Annotated in this window: 15 protein-coding genes; 8 read left to right on the forward strand and 7 right to left on the reverse strand. The window is 62.5% G+C overall.

Annotated elements, in window-relative coordinates:
• The first annotated feature begins 197 nt into the window (after positions 1 to 197).
• A complete protein-coding gene (locus QCL51_RS24605) occupies positions 198 to 1787 on the forward strand; it encodes an ABC transporter substrate-binding protein (RefSeq protein ID WP_021785240.1) in 1590 nt (529 codons plus the stop codon).
• A gap of 318 nt (positions 1788 to 2105) precedes the next feature.
• Here QCL51_RS24605 and radC read toward each other — a convergent pair whose 3' ends face one another.
• Positions 2106 to 2786, reverse strand: coding sequence for a DNA repair protein RadC (gene radC / locus QCL51_RS24610; protein WP_021785241.1), 681 nt, complete (start codon positions 2784 to 2786; stop codon positions 2106 to 2108).
• 127 nt (positions 2787 to 2913) lie between these two features.
• Between radC and coaBC the strand changes: the two genes are divergently transcribed.
• From coaBC to argB, 4 genes are all read left to right on the forward strand, one after another.
• The gene (gene coaBC, locus QCL51_RS24615; protein WP_003253409.1) at positions 2914 to 4125 is read left to right on the forward strand and encodes a bifunctional phosphopantothenoylcysteine decarboxylase/phosphopantothenate--cysteine ligase CoaBC; all 1212 of its coding nucleotides are present in this window, start codon (positions 2914 to 2916) and stop codon (positions 4123 to 4125) included.
• 5 nt (positions 4126 to 4130) lie between these two features.
• Positions 4131 to 4586 (forward strand): dUTP diphosphatase, encoded by a 456-nt coding sequence (dut, locus tag QCL51_RS24620; RefSeq protein ID WP_021785242.1) that lies wholly within the window; start codon positions 4131 to 4133, stop codon positions 4584 to 4586.
• A 111-nt stretch (positions 4587 to 4697) separates the two neighbouring features.
• Complete coding sequence (locus QCL51_RS24625) at positions 4698 to 6098, forward strand: phosphomannomutase/phosphoglucomutase (protein ID WP_021785243.1); 1401 nt, start codon at positions 4698 to 4700, stop codon at positions 6096 to 6098.
• Between the two features lie 30 nt (positions 6099 to 6128).
• Positions 6129 to 7034: an acetylglutamate kinase gene (argB, locus tag QCL51_RS24630; protein ID WP_004575216.1), complete on the forward strand. Its 906-nt coding sequence runs from the start codon at positions 6129 to 6131 to the stop codon at positions 7032 to 7034.
• Positions 7035 to 7214: 180 nt separating this feature from the next.
• Here the strand turns inward: argB and pyrE are convergent, their stop codons facing one another.
• Positions 7215 to 7856, reverse strand: coding sequence for an orotate phosphoribosyltransferase (gene pyrE / locus QCL51_RS24635; protein ID WP_021785244.1), 642 nt, complete (start codon positions 7854 to 7856; stop codon positions 7215 to 7217).
• Between the two features lie 80 nt (positions 7857 to 7936).
• On the opposite strand from pyrE, the gene QCL51_RS24640 reads away from it, so the two are divergent.
• Positions 7937 to 8716 (forward strand): exodeoxyribonuclease III, encoded by a 780-nt coding sequence (locus QCL51_RS24640; RefSeq protein ID WP_003253401.1) that lies wholly within the window; start codon positions 7937 to 7939, stop codon positions 8714 to 8716.
• Between the two features lie 33 nt (positions 8717 to 8749).
• On the opposite strand, the gene QCL51_RS24645 is transcribed toward QCL51_RS24640, so the two are convergent.
• Together QCL51_RS24645 and rph are read right to left on the reverse strand one after the other, a co-directional pair.
• Complete coding sequence (locus tag QCL51_RS24645; protein WP_021785245.1) at positions 8750 to 9118, reverse strand: DUF4870 domain-containing protein; 369 nt, start codon at positions 9116 to 9118, stop codon at positions 8750 to 8752.
• Between the two features lie 23 nt (positions 9119 to 9141).
• Positions 9142 to 9864 (reverse strand): ribonuclease PH, encoded by a 723-nt coding sequence (gene rph / locus QCL51_RS24650; RefSeq protein ID WP_021785246.1) that lies wholly within the window; start codon positions 9862 to 9864, stop codon positions 9142 to 9144.
• A 228-nt stretch (positions 9865 to 10092) separates the two neighbouring features.
• On the opposite strand from rph, the gene QCL51_RS24655 reads away from it, so the two are divergent.
• Positions 10093 to 10956, forward strand: a complete 864-nt coding sequence (locus QCL51_RS24655) for a YicC/YloC family endoribonuclease (protein WP_275966553.1) — start codon at positions 10093 to 10095, stop codon at positions 10954 to 10956.
• A 13-nt stretch (positions 10957 to 10969) separates the two neighbouring features.
• On the forward strand, positions 10970 to 11590 hold the full coding sequence (gene gmk / locus QCL51_RS24660) for a guanylate kinase (protein ID WP_021785248.1): 621 nt from the start codon (positions 10970 to 10972) through the stop codon (positions 11588 to 11590).
• Between the two features lie 132 nt (positions 11591 to 11722).
• Here the strand turns inward: gmk and QCL51_RS24665 are convergent, their stop codons facing one another.
• The 3 genes from QCL51_RS24665 to QCL51_RS24675 all read right to left on the reverse strand — a co-directional run bounded on the left by QCL51_RS24665 (position 11723) and on the right by QCL51_RS24675 (position 15538).
• Complete coding sequence (locus QCL51_RS24665; protein WP_021785249.1) at positions 11723 to 13264, reverse strand: APC family permease; 1542 nt, start codon at positions 13262 to 13264, stop codon at positions 11723 to 11725.
• Between the two features lie 119 nt (positions 13265 to 13383).
• Positions 13384 to 14151 (reverse strand): gamma-glutamyl-gamma-aminobutyrate hydrolase family protein, encoded by a 768-nt coding sequence (locus tag QCL51_RS24670; protein WP_021785250.1) that lies wholly within the window; start codon positions 14149 to 14151, stop codon positions 13384 to 13386.
• Between the two features lie 4 nt (positions 14152 to 14155).
• Positions 14156 to 15538, reverse strand: a complete 1383-nt coding sequence (locus QCL51_RS24675) for a glutamine synthetase family protein (RefSeq protein ID WP_021785251.1) — start codon at positions 15536 to 15538, stop codon at positions 14156 to 14158.
• Positions 15539 to 15592 lie beyond the last annotated feature (54 nt).

Consider the following 15592-nt stretch of genomic DNA (forward strand, 5'->3'; position numbering starts at 1 on the left):
TTGGCTGCAACAACAGTAGATGCACATTGTCGCACTCCAGAATGCGCCGGGCCAGCATAGCGGCAGGCCCCGCCAGTCGTCGACCGCTCGTCGCAAGATTTGCAAAAAAGGGTGTGGTCATTTGCCGGCGGGCGCACTAGGGTAGGCTTTTTCCAGACTGCACTGGCAGATGGGCCACTGACAGCCAAGGAGCCACCATGCGTGCCGCCGCACTTTCCTTATTGTTCACCTCCCTGTTCGCCGCCGGCGTTGCCCAGGCCGCTCCGCTGAGCGTTTGCAGCGAGGCCAGCCCCGAAGGCTTCGACGTGGTGCAGTACAATTCGCTCACCACCACCAACGCCACCGCCGACGTGCTGATGAACCGCCTGGTGGAGTTCGACGCGGCGCAAGGCAAGGTGGTGCCCAGCCTGGCGACCAGCTGGACGGTGTCGGACGACGGCCTGGTGTATGACTTCACCCTGCGCGATGACGTGAAGTTTCACAGCACCGCCTATTTCAAGCCAAGCCGCAAGCTGAATGCCGACGATGTGCTGTTCAGCTTCCAGCGCATGCTCTACCCGGCCCATGCCTGGCACAAGACTGCGCCAGGCGGCTACCCGCACGCCCAGTCACTGCAGCTGGGCAGCCTGATCAAGGCGATCGATGCACCGGCGCCGAACACCGTGCGCTTCACCCTCAGCCACCCGGACGCCACCTTCCTGGCCACCCTGAGCATGGGCTTCGCCTCGATCTACTCCGCCGAATACGCCGACAAACTGCTGAAAGCCGGCACGCCGGAGAAGCTGAACAGCCAACCGATCGGTACCGGGCCGTTCGTGTTCCAGCGTTTCCAGAAAGACGCCGTGGTGCGCTACCGCGCCAACCCGGACTACTTCGCCGGCAAGCCGGCGGTCGACCCGCTGATCTTCGCCATCACCACCGATGCCAACGTTCGCCTGCAGAAGCTCAAGCGTGGCGAATGCCAGGTTGCCTTGTCGCCCAAGCCGCTGGACATTGCCGAAGCGGGCAAGGACGGCAATCTCAAGGTGGCCACTACACCGGCATTCATGACTGCCTTCGTCGCCATCAACAGCCAGCACCCACCCCTGAACAAGCCGGAAGTGCGCCAGGCCATCAACCTGGCCTTCGACAAGCAGGCCTACCTCAAGGCCGTGTTCGAAGACTCTGCAGTGGCGGCCAACGGCCCCTACCCGCCCAACACCTGGAGCTACGCCAAGGACCTGCCCGGCTACCCGCTGGACCTGAAGAAAGCCAAAGCCTTGCTGGCCAAGGCCGGGCTGGCCGAAGGCTTCAGTACCACCATCTGGACCCGGCCCTCGGGTAGCCTGCTCAACCCCAACCCCAGCCTTGGCGCGCAGATGCTGCAAGCCGACCTGGCGAAGATTGGTATCAAGGCTGAAATCCGCGTGATCGAATGGGGCGAGCTTATCCGCCGCGCCAAGGCCGGCGAGCATGACTTGCTGTTCATGGGCTGGGCAGGTGACAACGGCGATCCGGACAACTTCCTCAGCCCGCAGTTTTCCTGTGCGGCGGTCGAGTCAGGGACCAACTTCGCACGCTTCTGCGACAGCCGCCTCGACCAGCTGATCAGCGCCGGGCGCACCACCAACGACCAGAGCGTGCGCAGCCGGCTGTACCAGCAGGCGCAGACACTGATCCAGCAGCAGGCGCTGTGGGTGCCACTGGCGCACCCGACGGCGGCGACCTTGCTGCGCCAAGGCGTCGAGGGGTACCAGGTGAGCCCGTTCGGGCGGCTGGATTTCAGCAAGGTGACAGTGAGCAAGTAAGTTCTGGGGTGCCCGCCTTGAGGTTTGTGGCGCCTGGGAGATCGAGCGCCGCCCGCGCGGCGCATCGCGAGCGAAGCTCGCTCCTACATCTGTTTCGGGCCAGTTATTCCTGGTAGAGAGACGCGCGGCGCCTTGGTGTCCACCTCGATATCGTGCCGGACAAACAAGGCGGTCGCGCACGCTGGCGCAGGCGTTACTTGCCCGAAACAGATGTAGGAGCGAGCTTCGCTCGCGATGCGCCGCGCGGGCGGCGCTCGATCTCCCAGGCACCACAAACCTCAAGACAGGCGCCTGCTACCCCTGACCCCATTGACCTACCTACGCCACAATCCACCCATGCTCGACCATCGACAACGGCTCCCCATCACCAATGATGATGTGATCCAGCACCCGCACATCGATCAACGCCAGCCCCCGCTTCAACGACAGGGTCAAATGCACATCGTCCTGACTCGGTTCACTGATCCCTGAAGGGTGGTTGTGGCACAGGATCAATGCCGCAGCGTTGTGCACCAACGCCCGCCGCACCACCTCTCTCGGATAGACACTCGCCCGATCTATCGTGCCCCTGAACAGGATCTCAAATGCCAGTGGCCGGTGCTTGGTATCGAGAAACAGACACCCGAACACCTCGCTGGCCTCATGCCTGAGCATGGCTTTCAAGTAGCGTCGCACCGCTGCCGGGCTGTCCATGGCAGACTCCCGCTCAATCGACGTTGCAAGGTGCCTGCGGCCAATCTCAAGCAGTGCCTGCAGTTGGCTGTACCTCACCGGGCCCAACCCAAGCTCGCCGACGAAGGCCTCGCGGTCGGCCTCCAGCAACCGGCGCAAGCTTCCGAACTTCACCAACAAGCCTCGCGAAAGCTCCACGACATTACGCCCACGTACGCCTGAGCCGAGAAAAACGGCCAGCAGCTCCGCATCTGTCAGGCTCCCTGCCCCACGCTGCAACAACTTCTCCCTCGGCCGTTCTTCCGCCGGCCACTCCCTGATATTCATCCCGCCCCTCTGCCTTTGCTGCGGCCCTTTTCGGCCGTGTGTTAATCTATTTCGCCTCGTACATGCGACGTTCCGCCGCAGGCATTTCAAACGTCGTCGCCCGCTCTCACTGGAAAAAGGCAAGCCTATGCAGCGGCTGTATCGCAAGCGCATCGTTCTCGGCGTGGGTGGCGGCATTGCCGCCTACAAAAGCGCCGAGCTGATTCGCCGTCTCCTGGAGCACGGCGCGCAGGTGCGCGTCGTCATGACCCGCGGTGGTGCCGAATTCATCACCCCGCTGACCCTGCAGGCGCTGTCGGGCCACCCGGTTCACATGGACCTGCTCGACCCGGCCGCCGAAGCAGCCATGGGCCATATCGAACTGGCCAAGTGGGCGGACCTGGTGCTGATCGCGCCAGCCACCGCCGACCTCATGGCACGCATGGCCCAGGGCATGGCAGACGACCTGCTGACCACGCTGGTGCTGGCCACTGACGCCACCGTCGCGGTGGCACCGGCGATGAACCAGGCCATGTGGCGTGACCCGGCCACCCAGGCCAACCTCGAGCTGCTTAAAAGCCGTGGCATTCAGGTGTTCGGCCCGGCATCCGGCAGCCAGGCCTGTGGCGACGTCGGCCTGGGGCGCATGCTCGAAGCCACCGACCTGGCCTGGTGCGCAGCGGAAAGCTTCAAGCGCCAGGCACTGACCGGCAAGCACGTGCTGATAACCGCCGGGCCGACCCAGGAAAACATCGACCCGGTGCGCTACATCACCAATCATAGCTCCGGCAAGATGGGCTTCGCCCTGGCCGAAGCGGCCGCCGAAGCAGGGGCTCGGGTGACCCTCGTCACGGGCCCCGTGCACTTGCCAACCCCTGACCGGGTCAGCCGTATCGACGTCGTCAGCGCGCGGGACATGCTCGCGGCCTGTGAAGCGGCCATGCCGTGCGACCTGTTCATTGCCTCGGCAGCAGTTGCGGACTACCGCCCCGAAGTGGTTGCCACACAAAAACTGAAGAAAGATCCTACGACCGGCGACGGCATGCTGCTGCAGATGGTGCGTAATCCCGATATCCTTGCCACCATTGCTGGCCGCGCCGACCGCCCGTTCAGCGTCGGCTTTGCCGCCGAAACCGAGCACCTGCTCGATTACGCCACGCGCAAGCTCAAGGACAAGAACCTCGACCTGATCGTCGCCAATGATGTGGCCAACCCCAGCATCGGCTTCAACAGCGAAGAAAACGCCTTGACCGTGATCGACCGCCAGCAGCACCAGACTCTCTTCGCGCAGACCAGCAAGGGCAAGATCGCCCGGCAACTGGTCGCCTTCATCGCCGAACGGCTCAACCAGGTTCAATAAGTTACATGCACGCTCTTCAAGCCAAGATCCTCGACCCACGCCTGGGCAGCGAATTCCCGCTACCCGCGTACGCCACCCCCGGCTCCGCCGGCCTCGACCTGCGCGCCCTGCTCAAGGAAGACACCATCCTCGAACCGGGCCAGACCATTCTGATTCCTACCGGCCTGTCGATTTACATCGGCGACCCGGGCCTGGCGGCAGTCATCCTGCCGCGCTCGGGCCTGGGCCATAAGCACGGCATCGTGCTGGGCAACCTGGTCGGCCTGATCGATTCGGACTACCAGGGCGAGCTGATGGTGTCGTGCTGGAACCGCGGCAACACGCCGTTCACCATCGCGGTTGGCGAGCGCATCGCCCAGCTGGTGCTGGTACCGGTGGTACAGGCTCACTTCGACATCGTCGAAGCGTTCGACGAAAGCCAGCGTGGCGCTGGCGGCTTCGGTCACTCCGGCAGCCACTGAGCCGGCAAATGACCGTTCGGGCCAAGGATGGCGAACTCTCTGGCGAAACCACCGTCCAAGCGTTCAGTTTGCGCCTGCCCAGAAAGCCTTTGACTAATGGAGTTTCCAGAGATGAACGACATGGCCCACCTGGTCCCCGCCGCATTGCCCGACAGCATTTTCCGCGCTTATGACATACGCGGCGTGGTCGGCAAGACCCTTCACGCCGAAACCGCCTACTGGATCGGCCGCGCCATCGGCGCGCAAAGCCTGGCCCAGGGCGAACCGCAGGTTTCGGTAGGGCGCGATGGCCGCCTGTCAGGCCCGATGCTGGTGGAACAGCTGATCAAAGGCCTGGTCGATGCGGGCTGCCATGTCAGCGACGTCGGCCTGGTGCCCACCCCGGCGCTGTACTACGCCGCCAACGTGCTGGCCGGCAAGTCTGGTGTGATGCTGACCGGCAGCCATAACCCGTCGGACTACAACGGCTTCAAGATCGTCATCGCCGGTGACACCCTGGCCAACGAACAGATCCAGGCCCTGCTGACCCGCCTGAAAACCAACGACCTGACGCTGGCCCAGGGCCGCGTGGAAAAGGTCGAGATCCTCGACCGCTACTTCCAGCAGATCGTCGGCGACGTGAAGCTGGCGAAAAAGCTCAAGGTGGTGGTGGACTGCGGCAACGGCGCCGCCGGTGTGATTGCACCGCAATTGATCGAAGCCCTGGGCTGCGAGGTGATCCCGCTGTTCTGCGAGGTCGACGGCAACTTCCCCAACCACCACCCGGACCCGGGCAAGCCAGAGAACCTCGAAGACCTGATCGCCAAGGTCAAGAAAACCGGTGCCGATATCGGCCTGGCCTTCGACGGTGACGGCGACCGCGTCGGCGTGGTAACCAACACCGGCAGCATCGTCTACCCCGACCGCCTGCTGATGCTGTTTGCCCAGGATGTGCTGTCGCGCAACCCGGGCGCCGAGATCATCTTCGACGTCAAATGCACCCGCCGTCTGACCCCGCTGATCGAACAGCACGGTGGCCGCGCCTTGATGTGGAAAACCGGCCATTCGCTGATCAAGAAAAAGATGAAGCAGACCGGTTCGCTTCTGGCAGGCGAGATGAGCGGTCACATCTTCATCAAGGAACGCTGGTACGGTTTTGACGACGGCATCTACAGCGCAGCGCGCCTGCTGGAGATCCTCAGCAAGACCGAGCAGAGCGCCGAAAACCTGTTTGCCGCCTTCCCGAACGATATTTCCACGCCGGAAATCAATATTGATGTGACCGACGAGGGTAAATTCAGCATCATTGATGCACTGCAACGCGATGCCGACTGGGGCGAAGCCAACCTGACCACCATCGACGGTGTGCGGGTCGACTACGCCCACGGCTGGGGCCTGGTTCGTGCATCCAACACCACGCCGGTGCTGGTGCTGCGTTTCGAGGCCGACAGCGACGCCGAGTTACAACGTATCAAGGATGTTTTCCGCACCCAGTTGCTGCGGGTAGAGCCTGAGCTGCAACTGCCGTTCTGACCGACTATCTGTTCCTTACAGGAGCCCTGCATGACCCTCGATCGCGATGCCGCTTCCCATGTAGCCGAGGTTTTGTCCGAAGCACTGCCTTACATTCGCCGCTTTGTCGGCAAGACCCTGGTGATCAAGTACGGCGGCAACGCGATGGAGAGCGAGGAGCTCAAGACGGGCTTCGCCCGTGACATCGTGCTGATGAAGGCTGTGGGCATCAACCCGGTGGTGGTCCACGGCGGTGGCCCGCAGATCGGTGACCTGCTCAAGCGCCTGTCGATCGAAAGCCACTTCATCGACGGCATGCGCGTCACCGATTCGGCGACAATGGACGTTGTCGAGATGGTGCTGGGCGGCCAGGTCAACAAAGACATCGTCAACCTGATCAACCGCCACGGCGGCAGCGCCATCGGCCTGACCGGCAAGGACGCGGAGCTGATTCGCGCCCGCAAGCTGACTGTCAGCCGCCAGACGCCCGAGATGACCACTCCGGAAATTATCGACATCGGCCACGTGGGCGAAGTGGTGAGCGTGAACACCGACCTGCTGAACATGCTGGTGAAGGGCGATTTCATTCCAGTGATCGCGCCGATCGGCGTGGGCGCCAATGGTGAGTCGTACAACATCAACGCCGACCTGGTGGCAGGCAAGGTGGCCGAGGCGTTGAAAGCCGAGAAGCTGATGCTGCTGACCAACATCGCCGGCCTGATGGACAAGCAGGGCCAGGTGCTGACTGGCCTGACCACCGAGCAGGTCAACGAACTGATCGCTGACGGCACCATCTATGGCGGCATGCTGCCGAAGATCAAGTGCGCGCTGGATGCGGTGCAGGGCGGCGTGAACAGCTCGCACATCATCGATGGCCGCGTGCCGAATGCGGTGCTGCTGGAGATTTTCACCGACAGCGGCGTGGGCACCCTGATTACCAACCGCAAGCCACGCTGAGTGATTGGCTAGCCTGCACCGGCCTCTTCGCGGGTAAACCCGCTCCCACAGGGGATAGCACCGCCTTTGAGGGCTGTGGAGATCCGGTGGGAGCGGGTTCACCCGCGAAAGGGCCGGAACAGGTGACACAAAAAAGGCGACCTTCATGTGAAGGTCGCCTTTTTCATTTCCAGGCCAGGATCAAATCCCGTACTGCGCCCGATAGGCCTCTACAGCCGGCAGATGCTGTTTCAGCTCTGGGTCATCAGCCAGGAACTCCAGCACCTGGGTCAGCGAAACGATGCTGACCACCGGGATACCGAAGTCGCGTTCCACTTCCTGGATCGCCGACAGTTCGCCATTGCCACGCTCTTCACGGTTCAGCGCGATCAGTACACCGGCGGCCTTGGCCTGCTGGGCGTTAATGATCTGCATGACCTCGCGAATGGCGGTACCGGCAGTAATCACGTCGTCGATGATCAGCACGTCACCGGCCAGCGGCGCGCCGACCAGGCTGCCACCTTCGCCATGGTCCTTGGCTTCCTTGCGGTTGAAGCACCATGGCACGTCGAGCTGATGCTGATCGGCAAGGGCTACGGCGGTAGTCGCCGCCAAAGGGATACCCTTGTAGGCCGGGCCGAACAGCACATCGAACGGGATCTTGCTGTCGACGATGGCGGCGGCGTAGCAACGCCCCAGCTCAGCCAGTGCGGAGCCGGTGTTGAACAAGCCGGCATTGAAGAAATACGGGCTGGTACGCCCCGATTTCAGGGTGAATTCACCGAAACGCAGTACCCCGCGATCGATGGCAAAACGGATAAAGTCGCGCTGATACGGCTGCATGAATAGTCCCGGACACCACGGATTTAGCTAAATGGGTTGAGCTCGGGTATCATACACGCACGAGATTTATGGGGCCATTTATGCGGATCATCAGTGTGAACGTAAATGGCATTCAGGCTGCGGCCGAGCGTGGTTTGCTCAGCTGGCTGCAAGCCCAGAATGCCGACGTCATCTGCCTTCAGGATACCCGCGCCTCGGCCTTTGAACTCGACGACCCAGCTTTCCAGCTCGATGGCTATTTCCTTTATGCCTGCGACGCGGAGGTGCCTGCCCAAGGTGGTGTGGCCCTTTACTCGCGCATGCAGCCCAAGGCAGTCATCACCGGCCTGGGCTTCGAGACAGCCGACCGCTACGGGCGTTACCTGCAAGCAGATTTCGACAAAGTCAGTATTGCCAGCCTGCTGCTGCCTTCGGGCATGAACGGCGACGAAGACTTGAACCAGAAGTTCAAGTTGATGGACGACTTCGCCAAGTACCTGGACAAGCAGCGTCGCAAGCGTCGCGAATACATCTATTGCGGCTCGTTCTACGTGGCGCAGCAGAAGCTCGACATCAAGAACTGGCGTGACAGCCAGCAGTCGCCGGGCTTCCTGGCGCCAGAACGCGCCTGGATGGATGCAATCACTGGCGAGATGGGGTATGTCGATGCCTTGCGCGAAGTCAGCCGTGAAGGTGACCAGTACAGCTGGTGGCCGGACAACGAGCAGGCCGAGATGCTCAACCTGGGGTATCGGTTCGACTACCAGATCCTCACTCCAGGCCTGCGCCGCTTCGTGCGCAACGCCCGCCTGCCGCGTCAGCCACGCTTCTCCCAGCATGCGCCGCTGATCGTCGACTATGACTGGACGCTGACCATCTAAAAGACCATTGGGGCTGCATTGCGGCCCCAATGGTTATTTGATCGGCCGCCAGATCATCGGGTAGCGATAAGGCTTGCCCTCATTCGCCCGCACCGCCGCGATGATGATCAGGATCATCACGGCCACTGCGAGCATGGCAAACAGCACCAGCCCGATGACCACGAACATCAGCAGGAAGCAGATGAGCCCTGCAATGGTCACGCTGATCTGAAAGTTCAGCGCCTCTTTGCCCTGGGCGTCGATAAAAGGGTCTTGCTCGCGCTTGAGGTGCCATAGCACCAGCGGGCCCAGCAGGTGGCCAAGCGGCACTACCAGGCCCAGAAGCGCGGAGAGGTGGCAGAGCATCGCCCATTGCCGCACTTCGGCATTGGGCGGGGGGACCGACAGGTTCGAATCGCTCATGCCCCGCACCTCCTGGGCTGGCTTCAGTCAGCCAGTGCCGCCTGCTGCAGCTCGAAGATCTCGTCCATGCCCTTCTGCGCCAGAGCGAGCATGGCGTTGAAATCTTCCGGCTGGAACGGTGCGCCTTCGGCAGTACCCTGCACTTCGATGAAGCCACCGGCGCTGGTCATGACCACATTCAGGTCGGTTTCGGCTGCGGAGTCTTCCAGGTAGTCGAGGTCCAGCACCGCTTCGCCCTGGTACATGCCGACAGATACGGCTGCGATCATGTGCTTGAGCGGGTTGCCGCCCTTGAGGCCGCCGCGCTTCTTGATCACTGCCAAAGCGTCGCACAAGGCGACCATGGCGCCGGTAATGGACGCGGTGCGGGTACCGCCATCGGCCTGGATCACGTCGCAATCGACGTAAAGGGTGATGTCACCGAGCTTGCTCATGTCCAGCGCGGCGCGCAGCGAACGGCCGATCAGGCGCTGGATTTCCAGGGTGCGGCCACCCTGCTTGCCACGGCTGGCTTCACGCTGGTTACGTTCGCCGGTTGAGCGCGGCAGCATGCCGTACTCGGCGGTCAGCCAGCCTTGGCCCTGGCCTTTGAGGAAGCGCGGTACACCGTTTTCAACGCTGACCGTGCAGATGACTTTGGTGTCACCGAACTCGACCAGTACCGACCCTTCGGCGTGCTTGGTGTAGTTGCGGGTGATGCGGATCGAGCGGAGCTGATCGGCAACGCGACCACTTGGACGTTTCATCTGGGATACCTGTACTGGGACTTTGAATCTGCCGAGCATTATAGAGCCCGTAGCCCAGGGAAGACATGCCTATTGTCGCGCCCGGCACAGCCCGTCGCCTTTTCCTACCCCAGTAGCCACCCGTCGGTAACATAGGTGGATTGGGCGCCACGGCGACACTGCGCTACAATCCTGCGCCTTGCAGCCGAGAGGCTCCCACCGTTCATTCATCTACGCGAGGTACTCCCCATGGTGCACAGCATGACCGCTTTTGCTCGTGTCGAGCGCGCCGGCAGCCAAGGCACCCTGGTATGGGAGCTGCGCTCGGTCAACCACCGTTACCTGGAGCCGCACCTGCGCCTGCCCGAGGCCCTGCGCGACCTCGAAGGCGGCGTACGTGAAGGCCTGCGCCAGGGCCTGTCACGCGGCAAGGTGGAATGCACCTTGCGCCTCAACGAAGACAGCAACGGCAAACCGCTGAAGGTGGACCATGAGCGCGCCGCGCAACTGGTTGCCGCCGCCGAGGAAGTGGCCAGCCTGATCAAGCAGCCGGCCCCCTTGAACCCGCTTGAAGTGCTGTCATGGCCAGGCGTACTGGTGGCCGACACCAGCGACCCACAGGCACTGAATGCCGAAGCCATGGCGCTGTTCGACGAAGCCCTGGCCGAACTCAAGGCCGGGCGCCAGCGCGAAGGCCTGGAACTGGCCCGGCTGATCAACGAACGCCTGGACAACATGGCCAGCGAAGTCTCTACCCTGCGCGCCCTGGTGCCGCAGATGCTGGCGGCGCAGCGGCAGAAGATTCTCGACCGCTTCGGCGACATGCAAGCCGAGCTCGACCCGCAGCGCCTGGAGCAGGAGATGGTCCTGCTGGCCCAGAAAAGCGACGTGGCAGAGGAGCTCGACCGCCTCAGCACCCACGTCACCGAAGTACGCCGGGTGCTCAAGGGTGGCGGTGCCGCTGGCCGGCGCCTGGACTTCCTGATGCAGGAACTCAACCGCGAGGCCAACACTCTCGGCTCCAAGGCCTTCGACCCACGCAGCACGCAAGCGGCGGTCAACCTGAAGGTATTGATCGAACAGATGCGTGAACAAGTACAGAACATCGAGTAAGGCCACCCCGACCATGAACCACAGCAGCGGCACCCTCTACATCGTTTCGGCCCCTTCGGGCGCCGGCAAGACCAGCCTGGTCACCGCCCTGACCAAGGACGACCAGCAGATCCGCGTCTCGGTCTCGCACACTACCCGCGCCATGCGCCCGGGCGAGCAGCACGGGGTGAACTATCACTTCGTCGTCCACGAGGAATTCAAGGCGCTCATCGCGCAAGGTGACTTTCTGGAGCATGCCGAAGTGTTCGGCAACTTCTACGGTACTTCGCGCAGCGCGCTGCAGCAGACCCTGGACCAGGGCTACGACCTGATCCTGGAAATCGACTGGCAAGGTGCCCAGCAAGTGCGCAGGCTGATGCCGCAGGCGCTGTCGGTGTTCATCCTGCCTCCAAGCCAGGAGGCGCTTCGCCAGCGCCTGGACGGACGCGGGCAGGACAGCGAAGAGATCATCGCCGGGCGCATGAAGGAAGCGGTCAGCGAGATGGTGCACTACGACGAGTATGACTACGTGATCATCAATGATGATTTCGACGCGGCGCTGGCAGACTTGAAAGCGGTGTTCCGCTCGAATCGGCTGCTGTTGAAGAAGCAGCAGCAGCGTCATGCGGCGCTGCTGAAGCAAATGATCGGCTAAAGATCGATGGGGGCTGCATTGCAGCCCTTCGCGGGCACGCCCGCTCCCACGGGTTAATCACTGACTTGAGGCTTGTGCCGTACCTGTGGGAGCGCGCATGCCCGCGAAGGGCCGCAAAGCGGCCCCAATGATTTATTCCTGCAGAGGCAAGGTAGCCTGCTGCCGCAGGGTAGCCCCGAGGAAGTACGCCGGCGCACGCATGCGCGACAGGATCATCAGCCCGACACCAAGCACCGAGATGATCGCGGCAATCACGAACACCAGCCCCACCCCACCCACATGCGAGCCGCTGCCGAAGTCCGGCGAGGCGCTGTCGATGGCGGTACGCACGAAGATCACCGACAAGATCACCCCGCCCACCAGCGGGCACAGGCCGCGCATGATGAAGTGGCGCAGGCTGTCGAACAGGCTGTCGCGGAAATACCAGACGCAGGCAAACGCGGTCAGCGAATAATAGAAGCAGATCATCATGCCCAGCGCAGTGATGGTGTCTGCCAGTACGTTCTCGCTCAGCGTACGCATGGTCACGTAGAACAGGCCTGCGGCCACGCCAGCACAGATGGTGGCATAGCGTGGCGTTTGCGAGCGTGGACATACGCTGGCGAACTTCTGCGGTACCGCACCGTAATAACCCATGGCCAACAGGGTGCGCGCCGGCGCCACGAAGGTGGACTGCAGCGACGCCGCCGTACTGGCCAGCACGGCGATGGACATCAGAATCGCCAGCGGCCCCATGACCGGGCCGGCCAGGTGGGCAAAAACGTTCTCCTGGATGCGCGGGTTGTTCAGGCCAAGACCCGTCTCGCTGATACCGGCGAACTGCAGGGTCGCGATGGCGGTGAACAGGTACAGGCCGAGAATCAACATCACGGTCCAGGTAGCGGCCTTGCCCGGCACCTCTTCGCTGCCCACCGATTCTTCACTGACGGTCAGGCAAGTGTCCCAGCCCCAGAAGATGAAGATCGACAATGACAGGCCAGCGGCAAAGGCCGAAAACGACTCGACACCGAAGGGGTTGAACCAGGCGAAATCGAACGCCAGCGGTGGCGGCGCGGTGGTGCCGCCGAACGCGGCGAAAGCAAAGCCGACCAACACCAGCAACTGCAGGGCCACCAAGCCGTACTGCACAGTCATTGTAGTGGCGATACCCCGACAGCAGATCCACACTGCCAAGCCAATGAACACGCAACAGGTAATGATGTTGATCAACAGGTTGTCGGCCAACGCCGCCAGTTCGTGCTTGCCGGTGATCTGCCCAAGGAACAGGTAGAAGAAGTCCACCGCCACCCCTGCCAGGTTCGACAGCACGATCGTGGTGGCAACCACCAGTCCCCAGCCGCCGATCCAGCCGATCATGGGGCCGAATGCACGCGCCGACCAGGTAAACGAAGTACCGCTGTCAGGCTCCGCCGAGTTCAGCTCGCGATAGCCCAGCGCCACCAGCAGCATCGGCAGGAAGCCCACGATGAACACGGCAGGCAGGTGGGCACCCACCTCTCGCACGGTAGGGCCAAGGGCGCCGGTCAGGGTATAGACCGGGGCGATGGTGGAAATGCCCAGCACCACGCTGGCCAGCAGGCCCAAGCGGCCCTTGGCCAGGCCTTTGCTGCGCTGAGTGCTGCCCGCGTCGGCCGCCACATCGGGTGGGCGACCGGCTTCTGTGTAATTGCTCATGAGTATTTGCCGTAGATTTTGGAATTGTTTTCACAAGCCTTGAGTACAAGGCTCGCTTTCACTCATTGAAAGCTTGCTATCGGGGACGAGTCATCCGAGACCTTCGGCTGACGTCAGAATCATTCCTGCCGTGAGCCCTCCCGTACTGCGTAGGCAATGCAGGCCTCGCGAAACGCCTGAAACAGACGCAGCGAGACCGGGTTTTCGTTGAAGCGCCATTCCGGGTGCCACTGCACGCCGAGCACAAAGCCCGGCGCCGCCGGCATGGACACCGCCTCGATCAGGCCATCCGGGGCCCGCGCCTCAACGCGCAGGCCAGGGGCCAGACGGTCGATGCCCTGACTGTGCAGCGAATTGACCTCGAACTGCGCCGCCAGGCCCAGGCGCTCGAACAACCCGCCAGGCTCGATACTGACCGAGTGACGAGGGCTGTATTGCACCGCCAGGGGGGCGTCCTCAGGTTCGCGGTGGTCAAGGTAGCCAGGCAGTTCCTGCACACGCTGGTGCAGGCTGCCGCCAAGAGCTACGTTCAGTTCCTGGTAGCCACGGCAGATGCAGAATACGGGCACACCGGCGGCAATGGCTGCCTGCAACAGCGGCAGGGTCAGGCGATCACGCGCCAGATCATGCCGGGTACCCGCCACACTGGGGGCGCCATTGTAATGATGCGGCTCGATATTTGAAGGCGAGCCGGTAAAAACAATGCCATGCAGGCGAGCCAACAGCGCTTGGGTGTCGCTGCCGCCATCACGGGCCGGCAAGATCAGCGGCAAGCCGGCAAAGCCGGCCGCCTCGACATATTTGTCGCCGACCGTGTGCGATGAGTTCTTCCCTACCTGCTGGCGGCAGGCGCTGACACCGATCAAGGGGACCGCATTTGCGCTCATGGGCTTACACCGTGTGCAGGTACCAGTTGTACTCGAGGTCGGAAATCGACACTTCGAACTCGGCCAGTTCGCTTTCCTTGCAGGCCACGAAGATATCGATGTAGTCCGGGCTGATGTATTGGTTGAGGACTTCGCTGTCATCCAGCGCGCGAAGGGCATCGCGCAGGTTGTTCGGCAGGCTTTGCTCCAGCTGTTCGTAGGAGTTGCCTTCGATCGGCGCCTCAGGCTCGACCTTGTTGGTCAGGCCGTGGTGAACCCCGGCAAGAATCGCTGCGAGCATCAGGTACGGGTTGGCATCGGCGCCTGCTACACGGTGTTCAAGGCGCACATTGTCGCTGCTGTCGGTGGGCACGCGTACGGCCACGGTGCGGTTGTCCAGGCCCCAGCTCGGCGCATTGGGCACGTAGAACTGCGCGCCGAAGCGGCGATAGGAGTTGATGTTGGGGCAAAGGAAGGCCATCGACGCCGGCATGGTTTCCAGCACGCCACCGATGGCGTGGCGCAGCGTATCGCTTTGCAGAGGATCGTCACTGGCGAAGATGTTCTTGCCGGTTTTCTTGTCCAGCAATGAAATGTGCACATGCAGGCCGTTGCCTGCCTGGCCCGGGTAGGGCTTGGCCATGAAGGTGGTGTCCATTTCATGGTCGTAGGCGATGTTCTTGATCAGGCGCTTGAGCAGGATCGCATAGTCGCAGGCCTTCAGCGGATCAGCCACGTGGTGCAAGTTGACCTCGAACTGCGCCGGTGCGCTTTCCTTGACGATGGCGTCGGCGGGCAGGCCCTGTTCCTTGGCCGCTTCGAGCATGTCCTGCAAGCAGTCGGCGTACTCGTCGAGGTCGTCGATCAGGTACACCTGGGTTGAATGCGGGCGCTTGCCGGAGATCGGCGAGCGCGGCGGCTGCGGGCGGCCGTTGAGGTTGTCCTGGTCGATCAGGTAGAACTCCAGTTCGAACGCGGCGCAAATATCCAGGCCCAGGTCGTCGAACTTGCTCACCACCTGGCGCAACACTTCACGCGGGTCGGCGAAGAACGGCTGGCCATCCAGTTCGTGCATGGTCATCAGCAGCTGGGCGGTGGGGCGCTTCTGCCACGGCTCGTCCGACAGCGTGCCGGGGATCGGGAAACAGATACGGTCGGCGTCGCCGATGTCCAGGCCAAGGCCGGTGCTTTCGACAGTGGAACCGTTGATATCAAGGGCGAACAGCGATGCGGGCAGGTTGATGCCCTTCTCGTACACCTTGTGCAGGCTGGCCCGCTCGATGCGCTTGCCACGTACCACGCCATTCATGTCGGAGATCAGCAGGTCTACGTACTGCGTGTCCGGATGGGCCTGGAGGAAGTCATTCATCTCGCTGGAAGAACTGGCGCACGGGGTTACCGACGTCATGGTGTACATCCTTTGATGTGCTGCGGCGATGTGGGGATACGGCTGGCGCCTCAC

Origin of the sequence: Pseudomonas sp. LTR0, assembly GCF_036630035.1 — a bacterium.
Classification (GTDB): domain Bacteria; phylum Pseudomonadota; class Gammaproteobacteria; order Pseudomonadales; family Pseudomonadaceae; genus Aquipseudomonas; species Aquipseudomonas putida_Y.

What these genes read in the sequence shown, in the direction of transcription:
- QCL51_RS24665 (WP_021785249.1), bottom strand. Translation starts at nt 13,264, where the DNA reads ATGAGCAATTACACAGAAGCCGGTCGCCCACCCGATGTGGCGGCCGAC.
- rph (WP_021785246.1), bottom strand. Translation starts at nt 9,864, where the DNA reads ATGAAACGTCCAAGTGGTCGCGTTGCCGATCAGCTCCGCTCGATCCGC.
- QCL51_RS24670 (WP_021785250.1), bottom strand. Translation starts at nt 14,151, where the DNA reads ATGAGCGCAAATGCGGTCCCCTTGATCGGTGTCAGCGCCTGCCGCCAG.
- QCL51_RS24675 (WP_021785251.1), bottom strand. Translation starts at nt 15,538, where the DNA reads ATGACGTCGGTAACCCCGTGCGCCAGTTCTTCCAGCGAGATGAATGAC.
- argB (WP_004575216.1), top strand. Translation starts at nt 6,129, where the DNA reads ATGACCCTCGATCGCGATGCCGCTTCCCATGTAGCCGAGGTTTTGTCC.
- QCL51_RS24605 (WP_021785240.1), top strand. Translation starts at nt 198, where the DNA reads ATGCGTGCCGCCGCACTTTCCTTATTGTTCACCTCCCTGTTCGCCGCC.
- coaBC (WP_003253409.1), top strand. Translation starts at nt 2,914, where the DNA reads ATGCAGCGGCTGTATCGCAAGCGCATCGTTCTCGGCGTGGGTGGCGGC.
- radC (WP_021785241.1), bottom strand. Translation starts at nt 2,786, where the DNA reads ATGAATATCAGGGAGTGGCCGGCGGAAGAACGGCCGAGGGAGAAGTTG.
- QCL51_RS24625 (WP_021785243.1), top strand. Translation starts at nt 4,698, where the DNA reads ATGAACGACATGGCCCACCTGGTCCCCGCCGCATTGCCCGACAGCATT.
- QCL51_RS24640 (WP_003253401.1), top strand. Translation starts at nt 7,937, where the DNA reads ATGCGGATCATCAGTGTGAACGTAAATGGCATTCAGGCTGCGGCCGAG.
- gmk (WP_021785248.1), top strand. Translation starts at nt 10,970, where the DNA reads ATGAACCACAGCAGCGGCACCCTCTACATCGTTTCGGCCCCTTCGGGC.
- pyrE (WP_021785244.1), bottom strand. Translation starts at nt 7,856, where the DNA reads ATGCAGCCGTATCAGCGCGACTTTATCCGTTTTGCCATCGATCGCGGG.
- QCL51_RS24655 (WP_275966553.1), top strand. Translation starts at nt 10,093, where the DNA reads ATGGTGCACAGCATGACCGCTTTTGCTCGTGTCGAGCGCGCCGGCAGC.
- dut (WP_021785242.1), top strand. Translation starts at nt 4,131, where the DNA reads ATGCACGCTCTTCAAGCCAAGATCCTCGACCCACGCCTGGGCAGCGAA.
- QCL51_RS24645 (WP_021785245.1), bottom strand. Translation starts at nt 9,118, where the DNA reads ATGAGCGATTCGAACCTGTCGGTCCCCCCGCCCAATGCCGAAGTGCGG.